Source organism: Rhodococcus erythropolis R138 (assembly GCF_000696675.2).
GTDB classification, from domain to species: Bacteria; Actinomycetota; Actinomycetes; order Mycobacteriales; family Mycobacteriaceae; genus Rhodococcus_F; species Rhodococcus_F erythropolis.
This window is the reverse complement of sequence record NZ_CP007255.1, coordinates 2,437,506-2,454,909: the sequence shown is the minus strand read 5'-3', so window position 1 is coordinate 2,454,909 and position 17,404 is coordinate 2,437,506. Positions and strand designations below refer to the sequence as shown.

Here is a 17,404-nt window from a genome sequence, read left to right as displayed (position 1 = left end):
CCTCTGGCAGGTCAGTACGCTCCGTCACTCCTGAGCACTGCGGATACGGTCTTGGTGATGATCGAGATATTCTGCGCCGCAGACCAATTCTCCACATACGACGAGTCGAGACGAACAGATTCTTCCCAGGAGAGATCACTGCGACCACTTACCTGCCAGAGGCCGGTGATGCCAGGCTTGACCAGCAGGCGCCGGGCAACCTCGTCGTCGTACATCTCGACCTCACGCCGCAACGGCGGCCGCGGACCGACAACGCTCATCTCGCCGCGAATGACGTTGAAGAACTGTGGTAGCTCGTCGATGCTCAATCGACGAAGGATCTTGCCGACGGACGTGATTCGTGGATCCTCCCGCATCTTGAACAACACGCCTCCCGCGCCTTCGTTGTCCCCCATCAGATCGACAACCTGCTGATCGGCGCCTTCCACCATGGTACGAAACTTCAACATAGGGAACGGTTTCCCGTTGAGGCCGATGCGTTCTGCCTTGTAGAACACCGGGCCTTTCGACGTGAACTTGACCGCAGCGGCGGCGGCGACCATGGCCGGCGCCACGAGGAGGATCATCAGCATCGAGAACACCGCGTCGAAAACAGCGGGCGCAAGCCGGTTGGCGCCCTGGTAGCGCGGTCGCGCAACGTGAATCAACGGGAGTCCCGCCGCCGGGCGAAACATCAAGCGAGCCTTCGACACGTCGGCTACGACCGGTGAAACCACCATGTCGACGCCCTCGGCTTCGAGGTCCCACATCAGCTTGCGTATGCCCACCTGCCCGAGGTCTTCGGTTCCGGTGACGATGACGGTGTCTGCGCCGCTTGCGCGCATTGCCTCGACCACCTCGAACTCGTTGCCCAATACCGGGACCGCTGCGCCGTCGACGACGATCTGATCGTCCAGCGCGGTCGCCCGACGCGGAATGCACGCTCCCACAACGTCGTAGCCTGCCGAGGAGTCCCGCACGAAGGCTCGCGTAGTGGCAACGACGGACGCGTGTCCACCGACCAACAGCACCGAGTTGCGGCAATCCCCGCTCGCACGCTTCTTTCGAATGTCGCGTCGCCAGAGGTAGCGCCCGAGAAGCAGCGCAGCGAGCCCGACGGGCAGTGCGATCATGAGATAGCTACGCGCGATTCCTACGCCGAGAATGATCCCGGCCAATGCGCCCACTCCGAAGACTTGGCCGGTAGCGAGCAGCACCTTCTCGTACTCGTCGCTGCCCTCGCCCAGCATCGACTGATGACGGCTGCGTCCGCGTGCGAGCGCGATCATCCACAGCCCTCCCAGCGCTGCAGACGCAATCACCTTGAGTGGTGTCAGCCACTCGATGGGATGCGGCCACATGCTGCCGATCTGTGCGAGCGCGATCACGAACAGAACCGTGATCGAATCGCTCACGGCAATCCGCTTCCGGTATGCCCGACGCCAGTCGGTGCCGACATGAGCGGAATCCTGCAATGCTGCCGACCGGCTCTCCACCTCAGCATGAACGCTCATTTGCCATCAGTCCTTCTAGTCATTCGAATGACTTCAGCGGGTCGAACGGATTCAGCGGATCGCTGATCGGTAGCCACTGCGAGCCTCCAGGTACGGCAACACCCCGCCGGTTGCCGTACCTCGCTGCTCGCAGTGCAGAAACGAACCGTCATCGGACCCCCCTACATAACTGCCGATCAAGGGCCACTTCGTGCGATAAAACGACCCAGTGTTGCTCATTTCGTACGTAAACATACCTTAGGTTTGTTTCAACTGCACTCACCGAGTCCAGGCTATTTCCCGGTTGCCAGATGATTACCGGGCAATTACGTCAAAGTGGGCTAATCCTCCACATTTTCGAGACGTCTTCCCTCACGAATCCGAATGTCGGCGATCAGCATGTCCAGGGCGCCCAGGAGTGCAGTGTCGGCGCGTCGGCACTGTTCGATCGAAGCTTCCAGATCAGCTTCGTCGGCGCTTTCGATCACACCGGCTTTGGCGGCCCTGCTCAGTACTTTTTCGGCGAGGAGCAACGGCGGCTGCGACCGAGCGATGCCGTCCATGGACGACGCGCGCGCCTTCTCGGCAGCCTTCAAAGCGTCCCACGCCCGCTCCTGCTCAGCGATATCGACCACTCCGGAACTGACCAGGTGCGGGCTGCGATGCACGAGTTTCGCGATCAGTGCGCCGGCCACGTCGTCCAATTCGAAAACGCCGTGAGATTGAGCGATCCGCGAGTGGAACAACACCTGGAGCAACAGATCGCCGAGTTCCTCACGGAGATCGCTCTCGTCGTCGCTTCGAATCGCGTCTAGTACCTCATAGGTCTCCTCGACGAGGTAAACCGACAGGCTCTCGTGCGTCTGGGTCGACTCCCAACCGCCGCGATTCCACAACCGGTCCATGATCGACGCCGCTTCCACCAGTCGATCGCCGTGAATGGGTTCGGCGCGAATCATCTTTACCCCAGCGGCAGACAACGCCTCGATCTTCGGCTCGGCGGTGTCCATCATCACAGTCACCGCCGCGCCGGGTGTCGTGGCCGGCAATGCGCCGCGTACCGAGTCGGGAACGTCCGGGTCGATATCGATCGCGCCGGACAGGAACGGGAGCGCCTCCAGCGGAAAGACATGCGGCCGCAAAGGATCGAGCAGTACGACGACGGGCGATTCGTTCACCGTGTGCTCACGCCTCGACCAGGACGGCACCGGCGGCGCGCCCGTCTATCGCCAAGATGAAGTCCGCGATGTATTGAAGTAGTTCGACGTCCCGCAGGCGATCCGAGCCGACTCCGCCGGTGCGAGGCAGCGGGAGTTGCACGAGCCCGGTCGTTGCCCGGTACTGCGCGCTCGGATAGATCCTCTTGAGCCTGATCTGTTTGGAATCGGGCAGTGACATCGGCGAGATCTTGAGCTGAGTTCCGGTGACGGCGACTTCCTCCAGTTGGTACTCGCGGCAGAGCAGTCGAAGCTTGGCCACCGAGATCAGCCGTCGAACCTCTTCGGGCAGTGGGCCGTAGCGATCGACCAGTTCTTCGACTACGGCAGCGATGCCGTCGGAATCAGTTGCCGCAGCGAGCTTGCGGTACCCCTCCAACCTGAGCCTGTCACTGGTGACATAGTCGGGCGGGATGTGCGCGTCCACCGGTAGGTCGATCCGGACTTCCTTCGTGCCCTCGTCCATGGTGATCGGTTTGCCGTCGGCTGCAGCCCGGAAGGCTTCGACCGCCTCGCCGACCAGCCTGACATACAGATCGAACCCGACGCCCGCGACGTGGCCGGACTGCTCTGCGCCCAGAACGTTTCCGGCTCCACGGATTTCGAGGTCCTTCATCGCGACTGCCATACCGGCGCCGAGGTCCGAATTCTGCGAAATCGTTGCCAGTCGGTCGTATGCCGTTTCCGTCAACGGCTTTTCGGCCGGGTACAGGAAGTATGCGTATCCACGTTCACGACTACGCCCGACGCGTCCGCGGAGCTGATGCAACTGCGAGAGGCCAAGCGAGTCCGCACGTTCGACGATCAGTGTGTTCGCGTTCGAGATGTCCAGACCGGTTTCGATGATCGTGGTACAGACCAACACGTCGAAGTCGCGTTCCCAGAAGCCCTGCACGGTCTTTTCGAGAGTGTCCTCGTTCATCTGACCGTGCGCGACGACGACGCGAGCCTCCGGGACGAGTTCACGGATCTTCTTGGCCGCCTTGTCGATCGAGCTGACACGGTTGTGTACGTAGAAGACCTGACCGTCGCGCAGAAGTTCACGCCGGATGGCCGCGGCAACCTGCTTGTCCGCATACGCGCCGACGTAAGTGAGGATCGGATGACGTTCTTCCGGCGGTGTGAGGATCGTGGACATCTCACGGATCCCGGCCATGCTCATCTCGAGAGTACGAGGAATCGGGGTAGCCGACATCGTCAAGACGTCGACGTGGGTGCGTAGTGCCTTGATGTGTTCCTTGTGCTCGACTCCGAATCGCTGTTCCTCGTCGACGATCACAAGCCCGAGGTCCTTCCAGCGAATACCGGTCTGCAGCAACCGGTGAGTACCGACGACGATGTCGATCTCGCCTTCGGCCATGCCGGCGATGATTTCCTTCGAGTCCTTGGCGTCGGTGAAACGGGACAGCCCTCGCACCTTCACCGGGAACGACGCCATTCGTTCGGTGAATGTCTGAAGATGTTGCTGTGCAAGCAGAGTCGTCGGGACCAGTACCGCCACCTGCTTGCCGTCCTGGACTGCCTTGAACGCGGCACGAACGGCGATCTCCGTCTTGCCGTACCCGACGTCACCGATCACCACCCGGTCCATCGGAACCGGCTTCTCCATGTCGGCCTTGACCTCACTGATGACGGTCAACTGGTCGATGGTCTCGGTGAAGGCGAATGCGTCTTCGAGTTCCTTCTGCCACGGCGTGTCCGGGCCGAACGCATGCCCCGGGGCCGCCTGACGCGCAGCGTAGAGCTGAACCAACTCACCCGCGATCTCACGAACCGCCTTGCGGGCCTTACGCTTGGTGTTCGCCCAGTCGGATCCACCGAGCTTGCTCAGCGCAGGCAACTCTCCACCGACGTACCGGGAGAGTTGATCGAGCGATTCCATCGGGACGAACAGACGATCACCCGGGTGACCACGCTTGCTCGGCGCGTACTCGATGACCAGGTATTCACGACGCGCCCCGCCGATGGTGCGTTCGACCATCTCGACGAACCGGCCGATACCGTGCTGATCGTGCACGACCATGTCCCCTGCAGACAGCGCGAGGGGATCGACCTGATTGCGGCGCTTGGCCGGCAAGCGCTTTCCGTCGCCGACCGCAGCAACGCGGTTGCCCGTCAGATCGGACTCGGTGACGATCACCATCCCCGGCGTCGAGTCGTCGCCGGCGAGTACCAGTCCGTCGTGCAGAGACCCGCGGAGCACCGCGACCTGTCCGCGGGCAGGGGTCGCTCCGCCTTCGAGCATCTTGGCGGGTACTTCGGCTTCACCGAGTCGCTCGACGACTCGGCTTGCTGTGCCGGCGCCTGCCACCACGATCGCCGCGCGACCGCCCGTGCTCACGTGTGCCCGGAGGCTGACGAACAGCTCGGCCAAGAGGTCGTCGGAACCACGTACCTGCGGTGCCGCCTGAACCGGGATTTCCAGTTCTTCACCATTTCCCGAAGCCAGCGGGCTGACCGTCCACCACGGACGGCCGGCAGCTTCGGCAGATTCGCGAACATGACGAAGCGACCGGTATGCGGAGGCACCGAGATCGACTCCCCCGCCGTTGAGGATCGACGTGTCGAGCGGTGCAGCGCCGCCGATCGACGCCGCCGTCCACGACGCTTCCAAGAATTCCTGGCCGGTGCGCACCAGATCGGTGGCGCGGGTGCGCACCTTCTCCGGATCGCACAGAAGGATGTGCGCCCCTACCGGAAGGACATCGGAAAGTAGTTGCAGTTCACCGGGTTTGAGAACCGGGAGCAGAGCTTCCATCCCCTCGACGGGGATGCCTGCCGAGATCTTGTCCAGCATCTCGACCAACGACGCGTCAGCCTGATTCTCAGCAGCGAGTGCCGCAGCTCGATCGCGAACATCAGCTGTCAGAATCAGCTCACGACACGGCGGCGCGATCACGGAATCGACGTCGACGTCCGGTAGCGAACGCTGATCGGCGACAGAGAAGTACCGAAGCTCCGATACCTCGTCACCCCAGAATTCGATACGTACCGGATGATCCGCCGTCGGCGAGAACAGGTCGAGAATGCCGCCGCGGACCGCGAACTCACCACGCTTTCCCACCATGTCGACACGGCTGTACGCCATCTCCACCAGGCGAACCAGAACAGAATCGAAATCGATCTCGGTGCCGACGCGCAACGTGATCGGCTCGATCTCGCCAAGACCCGGCGCCATCGGCTGAACGAGAGAGCGCACCGTGGTCACGATCACCCGGAGAGGCGAGCCGTACGAGGCGTCGTCTGGTCTGGCGAGTCGGCGCAGTACCTCCACCCGTCGCCCGACGGTGTCCGCGCTCGGCGACAGTCGCTCGTGCGGCAATGTTTCCCACGACGGGAACTGCGCGACGCCTCCACCGAGCATCTCGGTGAGTTCTGACGTCAGATCGTCGGCTTCGCGACCGGTGGCCGTCACCAGCAGCACCGGAGTGCGCGCGGCAAGTGCAGCGGCGATGAATGGTCGAGCCGGCTTCGGCGCCACGATGTCCAGGGCAGGCGCACCGATCGAGTCGATCACTGGAGTGAACGCGGCGTCTGCGAGGGCGACCTCGGCGAGTCCAGCGAGCGCAGTCTGGGCAGAGGACAAGGAAGTCAACGAACGCGCTCCTGAACAGTGATGACGGGTTGCGGACGCACAGCCCGAGCGCAAGATCTCCACCGAGGCAGAGTTGTGCGCCGGTTCGATTCTATCGGTGCGCGATCTCGCAGCGCAGTCCGATCCGTTCAGTTTCCCGTAACGCTCGGCTTCTTCGTCGTCCGCTTGGCCGGTGAAGATCGGGTGGCCGGGGCGCTCGGCGGTGCCACGGCCACGCTGGTGTGAGAGTTGAGCGCCCGAACCCGGCCGATTACCTTCGTTGCCTGGCTGGTTCTCCGTAGACGTACAGTCCTGCGACCGTTCGGCGCGAGGTGGAACCAGGAGTCTTCGGGCTCGAAGCCCTGCAGTTCGAGGGCAACGTATTGGGCGGAAGCATCCGTCGTGACGTCGACTACCCACTCTTCGTCGCCGACGTTGCGCGCCGTGGCGACAAGTCCGACCGACCGCTCGAGGGGCCGTGCCGGGCTCCCCAGGAGGTGCACCACTTCGTCCACCATCTCTCCGTCTTCGTCTTCGAGTGTGACGGTGACGGCGTCGTATGTCCGCGCCCCGAACTGAAAGACGTGAGTGAGGTCGGTGAAACGGCCGACAAGGCTGTCCACGGACCAGGTCAGACTCGAGTGCGATTTCACCTTGACCGGTAGCGCGACGTCGACTGGGACGACACCTGACCGACTGTGCGCTCGAAACCTGATCTCGCCGACGACAGGTTCGGCAGTCTCGTTGATCGCGTCGAGCCTCAATCCGTCCATACCGTCGTCCGTGACGAGGAGCGCGATCGGTTTGGCGCTCCTACGGAGCACGAACCACGGAGCCTTGGGGCTGCCGCTCCAATCGAGGACCCCCCATCCCGGTCCGGGCTCCAGGTCTCGCAGTGCGAGTGTCAAGGCGCCGTCGCACCGAGAATCCGGGCGACGCCAGTAGCCGAGCGTCGAGGCGAACGCCTCACATACGGCTGCTCGCCCCAGGTCGAGATAGCGTTCCGGGTCGGACCACCGGACTTCACGAGCGTCTTCGCCGAAAAGCGCGTGGACGTAGTGATCCCGAACATCCTCGAAATCCCACGACGATCCGTTGTCCCGCGGCACCGCGGCTTTCCATGCCGGGTGGTGCCCTGCGACGGCGAGCGAACCGAATTCGTTCTCGATCACGGCATTCGACGGTGGAATCGAAAATGCCAATGATTCGGTCGCAAAACGTACTCGCGCGCTGAGCACGTCGGCCAGTGGACGACGATAGGCACCCACCCCGAAGTAGTGGGCGACCCCGCTTCCGACATGCGTTGCCAATTGCTCTCCCCCGCGAGGCGCCGAGGGCGACGACGTCACGTATTCGAGTTCAGGTGCCACCGCCGAGATCAGCTCCGGCAGTCTCGAATGAATGAGCGGGATGTGTTGATCGACCAAGCCCAGCATGGTCGGCTGCTGTTCGGTCTCGCTGCCGCCGCAGAAGACTGCCAAAGCGGGATTTCCACGCACTCTGTGCAAGAACGCGGTGACCTCTGCTGCAACGAGTTCGAAGAATTCGTCGGTGTCGGGCGGATCAAGCGTCGCCAACATCATGTCCTGCCACACGAGAATGCCCAGTCGCGCGCATTCCTCCCAGAAGTGGTCGCTCTCGTAGACCATCGTCCCCGGGATTCGAATCATGTTCAGGCCCGCCTCAGCCAGGCGTTCCAAGACACGAGTGGTGCCGGCGTCGTCTTGAAGCGAGATCGGGTCGGTCGGCACCCACACCGAACCACGGCAGTACACCCGGATGCCGTTGACATTCAAACGGAATCCACCATCGGATCTGTCGGCCTCCACCGTCCGGAAGCCCACTGAACCGAGATGCTCGGAGACTCCGATCGTTTCTATCGTCACCGGATACGTGCGAGGAGCGCCATGAGTGTGCGGCCACCACAACTGCGCGTCCGGCACTTCGACGACGCCGGACACCTCGAGGAATCCGTCCGGTCCGGCAATTACAGCCAATTGTCGCGAGTGTTCGCCGACGCGCACGGTCACGTACTCCAGCGAGGCCGGCAATCCGGTGAGCCGAGCGCTGACGGCAACGTGACCGGTTGTGCCGTCAACACTCGCGTGCTTGACAGCCGAGACTACGGCGGCAACTCCCTTGTCCAACAACCGGATACCCCGCCACGGTCCCACCGGTACCGGAACGCCACTGAATACGGGAGCCATACCGAGCATCGTGGTTCGGATCCACCGAAGACCCTGTTCACGGACCATCGACGAGCGCCAACGTCCTCGAGGACGCCTCGATCTCAGAATCGCGGACAGAGAATGAAAATGAATAGCGACCTGGACGCGTTTACCAGCGCCGACTACGGCCGGAATGCTCACTTCCCCAGGCGTGAACATGGATTCAGTGGACGCGACATGGACGCCGCCGATCCAGACATCGGCAAACGCCGTCACACCGTCGAACTGGAGCAGCCACGACCCCTCACCGGTCGTGGCCACGGTAGTCACGAACCACCAGTCCGATGATGCAACAGACGATGATGAAACCGACGACGATGCAACGGACTTCGTGCGTCCGGCGTCCGTTTGCGCCGCCTGTATCGCACCAACGACTGTCCCAGGCACAGACGCTGCGGCCCACTCGGTCACGGTTTCGAGGGCACCCGGATCAGATATGGATCCGGGTTCGGTTGCAGCGCATCGCCATATCGCGCCGGCCAGCAGGTCTGCTGACGAACGAGGCACTGTTAGACCAACCTCAAGTGTCGATGCGAGTCGACGCCGATCGTGTCGGCAACGACTTCCATCGCCCTCTTCCACGACACGGCCATCTCGTCGAGTTGCTCACGCGGGTCCACCGCGCGGCCCCTGGAGGCACGCGCCATCTGAAACTGCACGCTCTTGGCCCCGGACGCCACTTTTCGGAAATCTGGCGCAGCTTCGCCTGTCCCGGAGAAACCTGCAGTGTCCAAAAACTCGCTGGCGTCGGCTGCCAGCTCCGCGCTGGCACCGCACTGACGAAGTAGCCCGAAGGACCAGAGGTGAAAGGCATCCATACCCGCCCCCTGCACCCATTCGAGGTCGTCGATCACCCGGCGTCCCAGCTCTCGCACGGGATTACCCGCCGCTCGAACCGCTACGTTCCGCCGAGCCACTTCGGCGATGTTTCCGGCGTTGGTCGCGTGAACCGGATTCAACCTGATCTGTTCGACGTAGGGCACGAACGAAGGAAGTGAGGAACGATCGAGATCGAAGACGCCGGAGAAATCGTCGCCTCGCAGCACGTAGTACCCACTGTTGTGGAAGTACTCGAGCTCGCCGGCAACGCGATCGATCCGATTGGGCACGATCGTGGTCTTGGTGTGCCCCTCGTGATAACTCGTTCCGAGAGTGTCGGGAAGCCAGTATCCGTCGACTTCAACCGTCGACAGCATTCCAACCGCGAGGTTGTCCTCGACATGGATCAGCGGTGCCCGCCAGACGTTCATCTCGGCGACTTCGATTCCGTACAGCGCGTAGATGTCCTCGGCCTTGAGCTTGAGGAACGTCCACTGAGTCCCGTCGAACCGCGATGAGAAGGCACATGCCAATGCCGGGACGGGGTCCAATCCCAGCGAATGCAACACTTCGATCCACAGATCCGTATAGCAGTTGGTCTGCGCCCACACCCGGTCGTCCTGGTGCAACGAATGGGGTTGGTAGCGATCAGGTGAAATGTCGATGAGCCGGGACATCAGATGCCCATTCGTTCGCGTACGGAGGTTGGCCACGCAGCCACATCAAGACCATGAGTCCGCAACAAGGACAACGCGATTCGCTCCATCCCGAAGCCGACGCACGAGCTGTGCGCCACCTCCCCCTCCGCCGTTCGGATGTCGAAGTTGACACCGAAATGGTCGAGATGGTTGTTCGCGGACACGATCGCCGTGCCCTCGTCGAGATCTCCGTAGAGCCGAACCGTCAGTTCCGTCTTGAGATTCTCTTCACGCTGGTTGGCTGCAAGCATCTTTCCGGCGCGTCCGAAGAAAGGATCATTGGCAATCACCGGGGTGGCGTCGAGTTCGAGCCGGCCGAGCACCTCGAGCCCCCGCTCGATCCAGTGCTCGCGATGCGCTCGCGCTGCCGCGGCGTCACCGATCGTCACGAACTCGTGCATCCGAAACGCTTGCATGCGAGCCGGATCGATCGCCGGTTCGTGCCGGAAGCAAAAACCGTAGATGTCCAGCAGCACCCCGCCTTCGGGGAGAACTCCGGTGTATCGCGCATAGGCAGGATGGCACGCTGCGGAGACGAGCATGGTCTCGGTCGGCTCGAGGTGGCGATCCCACGATTGTCCGTCGGCGCGATCGGCCAGCAGTCGCGCGTGATCGCGATTGGAACCAGCGAAGGTGTTGATGGCGCCGGTGAGGTTGGGAAACGAAGCGATGTAGTCGGTGCGCTCGAAACTGCTACGAGGGAACACCGGCGGGAACCGCAGCCGAGTCGCGGCGTCGCCTGGCCCCGCTGCAACCACCACTCGGTCGATACCGTCGACGATGTCCTCGAACACGCCGGAACGCCCGTAGAGTCCCGGTACCTCTGTCTCGACGAGTAGTCCTTCGACGAGCAGTTCGCGTTGAAATGCAGCCCGAGCCCGATCCAGATCGGTCTCGCCTGTCACAGTCTCGGTTGTCACATTCTCCGTCGTCATAGCGTTCCCCGGTATCCGATAGCCATGTGCGCTGAACCTGCCATGATTCGATCGTTGTTCACCATCACCGCTGCGCCGTGCGCGTCACGAAGGTGCCGACCGAGCGAAAATTCGGTGTCCTCGCGATATCCCGAGATGCCACAGATCAGCATTGTCTGCCCCACGATTTCCACCACCGCGGTGGAGGCTGTGACTTTCAGGTTGTTCATCGCGAGCGAAAAGCCCACCGCTCCCGTCGCCTCGAAATCGGCGGCGCCTTCCGCAGCGTGGACTGCGCGGTCGTACCTGCGTGCAGAGGCGTCGACGAGATCGGCGAATTGTTGTGCCGAAGCAGCAACTTCGGCGAGCCGCAGCGCTCCGGGGGAAGTGACTCCGGGCTGCTTGCGGGCGGCGGCACGCACGTACTTGCGTGCCTTCTCGACTGCAGCGTCGGCAATTCCCAACCACACCGAGCTCCAGACGACGTGCGAGACCGGAAGCATCGTATGGGTGGAGATATCGGAATACGGTACGTCGGCGACCATCTCGGGCGTCGAGGTGGCCCGAAGGATGTAACCAAGACTGCAAGTTCCCCTGAGTCCCAGCGTGTTCCACTCGGTGGTGCGTTCGAGCGTCAGGTCTGGGGTACGACACACAACGAGAACCTGATCGTTCGGCTGACTCTCCGGGGTTCGCCGAGCCGTCACGACTATCGCGTCGGAGTGTTCGCCGTACGAAATGACAGGCGCGTTCTTGATCAACAGCAGATGACCGCCCAAGTCTTCGACCGCGCAGTAACTCCGGCTGACGTCACCACCGATTCCCAGCTCAGTGGTTGCCGATGCCAACAGCAGTTGCTTGTCGACTGTTTCTTCGACAAACCCGCGTAGCGCTTCGGTGTTGCCGTGCTTGACCAACGAGTAGATTTGCGTCTGATGCATCGCGAAAATCATTCCGCTTGCTGCACAGCGTGTTCCGATCACACGGGCGATCTGCGACACTTCCTGCAGCGAGAGTCCTTCGCCGCCTAGTTCCCTCGGCACAGCTACCGACAGCAGCCGTTCGCTTCGCATGGCGTCGACAGCTTCACGCGGAAACCTTGCCTCGGCATCGACTTCGTCGGCCCACACCGCTGCAACTTCGTCGGCCAACCGTGTGGCCCGCTCGAGGGCTGTCCCGGTGGCGCACTGCGATTGCGGAGCGTTCATGCAGCACCCAACTCCGTCAACGCACCCTCGATCGCCTTGACGCTTGCGAAAGTACTCTTCCGCAACAACTCGTCAGGAAACTCGATGTCGAACGAATCCTCCAGCGCCAACATGACATTCACGCTCGCGTGCGACGTCAAACCCAACTCGTAAAGATCGGCCTCTCCATCGATCGTGCTCACGTCGACTGCCAGCCGACCGTGCTCGACGAGCACTTTCCGAATTGCCTGATCAATCATCAGCGATGTCGTCCTTCTTTTCGATGCGAGCGCCCGAGCGTGTTGCGATCACCATTGCGATGGCCACGTCCGCTTCGTGCGAGATAGATACTTGAAAATCGTGCAGATCCTGGGCCCGCGCGAGTTCCGCGGCATTGCCGGAGAGCGTCACCCCACAACCACCCCACTCGGCCCGAGTGATTTCGATGGAATTCCACGGGACGGGAACGTCACCCGGCCTGAGCACCTTCACAACAGCCTCTTTGGCGGCGAAGCGTGCAGCCAATCGTTGATCCCGCGCCGGCCCGGCGCACGTCTGCAATTCGTGCGGGGTGAAGGTCCGATCGAGATACCTCCGCCCGAAGAGTTCGATACTTCGAGTGACATCCACGACGTTCACTACGTCACAGCCGATCCGCGGGCCGATATCGAGCATCGGCGTCGGCGCAGTGTCACCCATCTGTTGACTCCCCATCTGGGGTCGTGCACGCCGGGCAGCCCCCTATGCTGCCCGGTGCGCCGACGCCGTCACCCTGCCCTGACAAACCTTCATTCTCAGCAATTCTTCAGCTACCGGTAGAACATACCGCAATCCGAAGATGATGGGCAAGATCAGACTTCCAGATTCCCATCAACACTATAAACATACTCTTAGTTTGTTTCGAATGCAGAACAAAGAGAACAATGTCGCTACCAGGACATTTGCAGCAAACTGGCCAAAGGAGCAGTGCGGAGAGTCAGTGATTTCAGTGATCGCTGGCAAGGCGGCGGGCCGCGAATTGCCTGAAGTACTCCACTTTCGATTCCGGGACCACGATCGGGAGTATCAGGTTCCACGATGCCTTCATGGAGTCCGAAAGCTCACGAACGGTCCCGGTCGCGGCTGCCATCAGCCGAACTCCGGACGCCACTTCCAACAGGAAACGAGCGATGTCAGCAGAATCCGCGTCCGAACGCAGATCACCTTCGTCTGCCGCACGGCTGGCAAGTTCACGGTAAATATCGAGCCACACGTCCAGAGTCGCCGGCCCGGAGCCCCGATAGTCCCCGATCTCGACCAACAAGCGGAACGTTGCTCTAACCATGGCGTCATGCGCACCGATGTCGACGATGACCGACGAAATACCGATCAGCGACTCGAGTGCGGGAGTGCGACGGTCCAACCAGAGCTCACATTTTGCGTCGAAACGCGCCGAACCCTCGTCGATCACCGCCCGCGCGAGTTCTTCCTTGGACCCGAAATGGAAGTACAGCGCGCCTTTGGTCACCTGCGACTCGGCGATGATCTCGCTCAAGCTGGCATTGGCATAACCCAGGCGCAAGAACACACCCGCTGCTCCGCGCAGCACCGAATCACGGGTGGCTTCTGCCCGTTCTTGCCTCACCATCGATCCGGCCTCCAATCACCACACATCGAACGAATCCTTGGTCTTACCCGTTCACAGCGTCAAAATGGAAGGCACGGTTCGGCATTCAACCCACCCTGCAAACAAATGAGACATTTGCCCATCAAACGATCGTGATACAGCGAACACAGCTTAGACCGCGATCCATCTCTGCGCGGCAGGCGCGCCTGGTTAACCCTCCAATTGTGGGTCGGCTTCCAGATTCGTCAGCCCATTCCAACACAAATTCACGAGGTGAGCGGCGACAACTTCCTTCGACGGAGTCCGCTCGTCGAGCCACCAAGTAGCCGTAGTGGACACCATGCCGACAAGCGCCTGTGCGTACATCGTTGCTAGTCCGGGGTCGAAACCGCGTCTGGAGAAGTCCCCCGCAAGCAGGTAGCCCACCTGACTGATCGCATCGTTGAGCAAGCTCGAATACGTCCCACTGGGCGCAACAACGGACGAATCGCGCACGAGTATCCGAAATCCGTCAGTGTGCTCTTCCACGTAGGTGAGCAAAGCCAACGCAACCCGCTCGACTCGAACTCTCGAGCGATTTTGCGAGAGCGAAGACGTGATCATCTCGAGGAGTCGCGACATCTCCCGGTCCACTACTACGGCGTAAAGCCCCTCCTTGCCGCCGAAGTGCTCGTACACGACCGGCTTGGACACGTTTGCTCGCTGGGCGATCTCCTCGATCGAGGTCGCTTCGTATCCCCGTTCGGCGAACAATGCCCGCCCGATCTCGATCAGTTGTTGCCGACGTTGGGTACCGGTCATCCGGATCCGTGTCACTCGTTCGGGAACTGGATCCCCGCCACCCGAACCGGACACCGCCGCCATTGTCTTCCTCTCGCCGACACACAAATTACTGCTGTGGACGCTCAGCCTATCGGGACTTCGGGGACCCAATCAGAGGAGCGGTTCGACCTACGGCGGGTCGGCATGCGATTATTCTTGCGCGCGTTCGGCCGCAAGGCTCGGCAATGCGTGGCAATCCGCCGTGGTGTAATGGCAGCACCTCTGATTTTGGTTCAGATAGTTCAGGTTCGAGTCCTGGCGGCGGAGCTGGTGAACAACATGCATTTTCCGAGCGGAAATGCGTGTCTTGATCGACAGCTTGATCGACAGTTTGATCGACAGAGGGAGCTCAAACCAGTGCAGACCGCCGTGATCGTTCTCGCAGCGGGTGCCGGTACACGAATGAAGTCGAAGACTCCCAAGGTCCTCCACACTCTCGCCGGACGTAGCATGCTGGCACATTCGCTTCACGCGGCAACCTCACTGAACCCCACGCACCTGGTGACCGTCGTCGGTCACGATCGTGAGCGTGTCACCGAAGCAGTCAACGCAGTCGCGGGTGAACTGGGCCGGCCCGTCACCGTCGCCGTTCAGGACGAGCAGAAGGGCACCGGGCACGCCGTCAGTTGCGGACTTGAAGGTCTGCCGGCCGACTTCGCCGGAACCGTACTCGTGACGGCCGCCGACGTGCCGCTGCTCGACGGCAAGACCATCGCAGACCTCCTCGCTCAGCACACTGCCGCCCCTGCGGCTGCGGTCACGGTGTTGACGTCGACGGCCCTCGACCCCACCGGCTACGGACGGATCCTTCGTACGACGGACGGCGAAGTCAACGCCATCGTCGAAGAGAAGGAAGCCACCGATTCGCAGCGCTCGATCACCGAGGTCAATTCAGGTGTCTACGCCTTCGACTTCGAGACTCTGCGCGATGCGCTGGCGTCTCTCGACTCCAACAACGCACAGCACGAGTTCTATCTCACTGATGTGATCATGATCGCCCGTCGCGCGGGCAAGCGTGTTCGCGCGCAGCACATCGCGGATTCGGTTCTCGTCGCGGGCGCCAACGACCGCGTGCAGCTCTCGACGCTCGCCCGCGAGATGAACCGTCGGATCCTCGAGACGTGGATGCGTGCCGGCGTCACCGTCGTCGATCCGGCGAGCACGTGGATCGATTGCGGCGTGCACATCGCACAGGACGTGACGCTCCTGCCCGGAGTTCAGTTGACCGGCACAACGTCGGTGGGCGAGGACGCCGTGATCGGCCCCGACACCACCTTGGACAACGTGAGCGTCGGTGAGCGCGCGCAAGTCGTCCGCTCCCACGGGACCGACTCCGTGATCGGAGCCGACGCGACCGTCGGTCCTTTCGCCTACCTGCGGCCGGCTACACGCCTCGGTGACCACGGGAAGATCGGCGCATACGTGGAAACGAAGAACGCGGACATCGGCGAGCATTCGAAGATTCCGCATCTTACCTACGTCGGCGACGCCACCATCGGCCATCACAGCAACATCGGGGCTTCGAGCGTCTTCGTCAATTACGACGGCGTGAACAAGAGCCGTACTGTGGTGGGGTCGCATGTGCGAACCGGTTCCGACACGATGTTCGTCGCCCCGCTCACCGTTGGTGACGGCGCATACACCGGGGCCGGAACCGTTCTGCGAAACGACGTACCGCCAGGGGCGCTTGCCGTCTCGGGTGGTTTGCAGCGCAACATCGAGGGCTGGGTTCAGAAGAATCGTCCCGGCACGCCCGCGGCCGATGCTGCAGCAGCAGCTGCACAACCTGACGGCCCTGCAACAACCTGACAGCCCTGCACTACCTGACAGCACAGATCACCACCAGATCGACCGGCAAGTACAAAAGGATGGCATGAACCAGTGACTGCGAATTGGATCGACAACCAGAAGAACCTGATGTTGTTCTCGGGTCGCGCACATCCCGAGTTGGCGGAGCAGGTGGCGAAGGAACTCGACATCCGCGTCACCCCGCAGACCGCGCGCGACTTCGCGAACGGTGAGATCTTCGTTCGATTCGAAGAGTCGGTTCGCGGCTCCGACGCGTTCGTCCTGCAGAGTCATCCGGCACCGCTGAACACGTGGGTGATGGAGCAGCTCATCATGATCGACGCTCTCAAGCGTGGATCGGCAAAGCGCATCACCGCCGTTCTTCCGTTCTACCCGTACGCCCGCCAGGACAAGAAGCACCGCGGACGCGAGCCGATCTCCGCTCGCCTGATCGCTGACCTGCTCAAGACTGCCGGCGCCGATCGCATCATCACGGTCGACCTTCATACCGATCAGATCCAGGGCTTTTTCGACGGCCCCGTCGATCACATGCACGCACACAGCCAGTTGGCCAACCATATTCGCGCGGGCTACAACCTCGAGAACATCACGGTGGTCTCCCCCGACTCGGGCCGCGTTCGCGTCGCCGAGAAATGGGCCGACTCGCTCGGCGGAGCGCCGCTGGCGTTCATTCACAAGACGCGCGATCCCTTGGTACCCAACCAGGTCAAGTCCAACCGCGTCGTCGGTGATGTCGAAGGTCGCACCTGCATCCTGATCGACGACATGATCGACACCGGCGGAACCATCGCCGGCGCGGTCAAGGTACTCAAGGAGGCCGGAGCGGGTGACGTCGTCATCGCTGCAACCCACGGCGTCCTCTCCGACCCTGCTGCCGAGCGCCTGTCGACGTGTGGCGCAAAGGAAGTTGTTGTCACCAATACACTTCCGATCGACGAGTCGAAGAAGTTCCCGACGCTGACGGTGCTGTCCATCGCACCGCTGCTGGCTCGCACCATCAAGGAAGTTTTCGAGAACGGTTCTGTGACTTCGCTGTTCAACGGCAGCGCCTAGTCTCA

At 61.9% G+C, this 17,404-nt stretch carries 13 protein-coding genes and 1 tRNA gene; 3 read left to right on the top strand and 11 right to left on the bottom strand.

Translation table 11 applies throughout. The annotated features are described in order from the left end of the window. Nucleotides 1-11 precede the first annotated feature (11 nt). The 11 genes from H351_RS11585 to H351_RS11535 form a co-directional block, all read right to left on the bottom strand. Nucleotides 12-1,493 (bottom strand): sugar transferase, encoded by a 1,482-nt coding sequence (locus H351_RS11585; protein ID WP_029255884.1) that lies wholly within the window; start codon nt 1,491-1,493, stop codon nt 12-14. A gap of 320 nt (nt 1,494-1,813) precedes the next feature. Further along, nucleotides 1,814-2,650 carry a nucleoside triphosphate pyrophosphohydrolase gene (locus H351_RS11580; protein ID WP_029255885.1) on the bottom strand — a complete coding sequence of 279 codons (837 nt, stop codon included), beginning with the start codon at nt 2,648-2,650 and terminating at the stop codon, nt 1,814-1,816. A gap of 7 nt (nt 2,651-2,657) precedes the next feature. Then, nucleotides 2,658-6,284: a transcription-repair coupling factor gene (gene mfd, locus H351_RS11575; RefSeq protein WP_029255886.1), complete on the bottom strand. Its 3,627-nt coding sequence runs from the start codon at nt 6,282-6,284 to the stop codon at nt 2,658-2,660. Nucleotides 6,285-6,412: 128 nt separating this feature from the next. Further along, the gene (locus H351_RS11570; protein ID WP_029255887.1) at nt 6,413-8,998 is read right to left on the bottom strand and encodes a glycosyl hydrolase 2 galactose-binding domain-containing protein; all 2,586 of its coding nucleotides are present in this window, start codon (nt 8,996-8,998) and stop codon (nt 6,413-6,415) included. 2 nt (nt 8,999-9,000) lie between these two features. After that, nucleotides 9,001-9,987 carry a DUF1839 family protein gene (locus H351_RS11565; RefSeq protein WP_029255888.1) on the bottom strand — a complete coding sequence of 329 codons (987 nt, stop codon included), beginning with the start codon at nt 9,985-9,987 and terminating at the stop codon, nt 9,001-9,003. Further along, the gene (locus H351_RS11560) at nt 9,987-10,943 is read right to left on the bottom strand and encodes an amino acid--[acyl-carrier-protein] ligase (RefSeq protein WP_020970290.1); all 957 of its coding nucleotides are present in this window, start codon (nt 10,941-10,943) and stop codon (nt 9,987-9,989) included. The genes H351_RS11565 and H351_RS11560 overlap by 1 nt, the downstream gene beginning before the upstream one ends. Beyond that, nucleotides 10,940-12,130 (bottom strand): acyl-CoA dehydrogenase family protein, encoded by a 1,191-nt coding sequence (locus tag H351_RS11555; RefSeq protein WP_020908563.1) that lies wholly within the window; start codon nt 12,128-12,130, stop codon nt 10,940-10,942. Before H351_RS11555 ends, H351_RS11560 begins: the two co-directional genes overlap by 4 nt. Further along, on the bottom strand, nt 12,127-12,369 hold the full coding sequence (locus tag H351_RS11550; RefSeq protein WP_003946296.1) for an acyl carrier protein: 243 nt from the start codon (nt 12,367-12,369) through the stop codon (nt 12,127-12,129). The genes H351_RS11555 and H351_RS11550 overlap by 4 nt, the downstream gene beginning before the upstream one ends. Further along, nucleotides 12,362-12,808: a holo-ACP synthase gene (locus tag H351_RS11545; protein WP_020970291.1), complete on the bottom strand. Its 447-nt coding sequence runs from the start codon at nt 12,806-12,808 to the stop codon at nt 12,362-12,364. The genes H351_RS11550 and H351_RS11545 overlap by 8 nt, the downstream gene beginning before the upstream one ends. A gap of 286 nt (nt 12,809-13,094) precedes the next feature. After that, nucleotides 13,095-13,736 (bottom strand): ScbR family autoregulator-binding transcription factor, encoded by a 642-nt coding sequence (locus H351_RS11540; protein WP_003946317.1) that lies wholly within the window; start codon nt 13,734-13,736, stop codon nt 13,095-13,097. Between the two features lie 189 nt (nt 13,737-13,925). Then, nucleotides 13,926-14,579 (bottom strand): TetR/AcrR family transcriptional regulator, encoded by a 654-nt coding sequence (locus H351_RS11535; RefSeq protein WP_019744652.1) that lies wholly within the window; start codon nt 14,577-14,579, stop codon nt 13,926-13,928. Between the two features lie 154 nt (nt 14,580-14,733). On the opposite strand from H351_RS11535, the gene H351_RS11530 reads away from it, so the two are divergent. From H351_RS11530 to H351_RS11520, 3 genes are all read left to right on the top strand, one after another. Continuing rightward, nucleotides 14,734-14,804, top strand: a tRNA-Gln gene (locus tag H351_RS11530). 90 nt (nt 14,805-14,894) lie between these two features. Next, nucleotides 14,895-16,346: a bifunctional UDP-N-acetylglucosamine diphosphorylase/glucosamine-1-phosphate N-acetyltransferase GlmU gene (gene glmU / locus H351_RS11525; protein ID WP_019744653.1), complete on the top strand. Its 1,452-nt coding sequence runs from the start codon at nt 14,895-14,897 to the stop codon at nt 16,344-16,346. Between the two features lie 72 nt (nt 16,347-16,418). Continuing rightward, the gene (locus H351_RS11520; RefSeq protein ID WP_019744654.1) at nt 16,419-17,399 is read left to right on the top strand and encodes a ribose-phosphate diphosphokinase; all 981 of its coding nucleotides are present in this window, start codon (nt 16,419-16,421) and stop codon (nt 17,397-17,399) included. Nucleotides 17,400-17,404: the final 5 nt, after the last annotated feature.

Coding starts and splice junctions, on each gene's coding strand:
- H351_RS11560 (WP_020970290.1), bottom strand. CDS start 10,943: ATGACGACGGAGAATGTGACAACCGAGACTGTGACAGGCGAGACCGAT.
- H351_RS11585 (WP_029255884.1), bottom strand. CDS start 1,493: ATGAGCGTTCATGCTGAGGTGGAGAGCCGGTCGGCAGCATTGCAGGAT.
- H351_RS11540 (WP_003946317.1), bottom strand. CDS start 13,736: ATGGTGAGGCAAGAACGGGCAGAAGCCACCCGTGATTCGGTGCTGCGC.
- H351_RS11545 (WP_020970291.1), bottom strand. CDS start 12,808: ATGGGTGACACTGCGCCGACGCCGATGCTCGATATCGGCCCGCGGATC.
- H351_RS11565 (WP_029255888.1), bottom strand. CDS start 9,987: ATGTCCCGGCTCATCGACATTTCACCTGATCGCTACCAACCCCATTCG.
- H351_RS11535 (WP_019744652.1), bottom strand. CDS start 14,579: ATGGCGGCGGTGTCCGGTTCGGGTGGCGGGGATCCAGTTCCCGAACGA.
- H351_RS11555 (WP_020908563.1), bottom strand. CDS start 12,130: ATGAACGCTCCGCAATCGCAGTGCGCCACCGGGACAGCCCTCGAGCGG.
- H351_RS11550 (WP_003946296.1), bottom strand. CDS start 12,369: ATGATTGATCAGGCAATTCGGAAAGTGCTCGTCGAGCACGGTCGGCTG.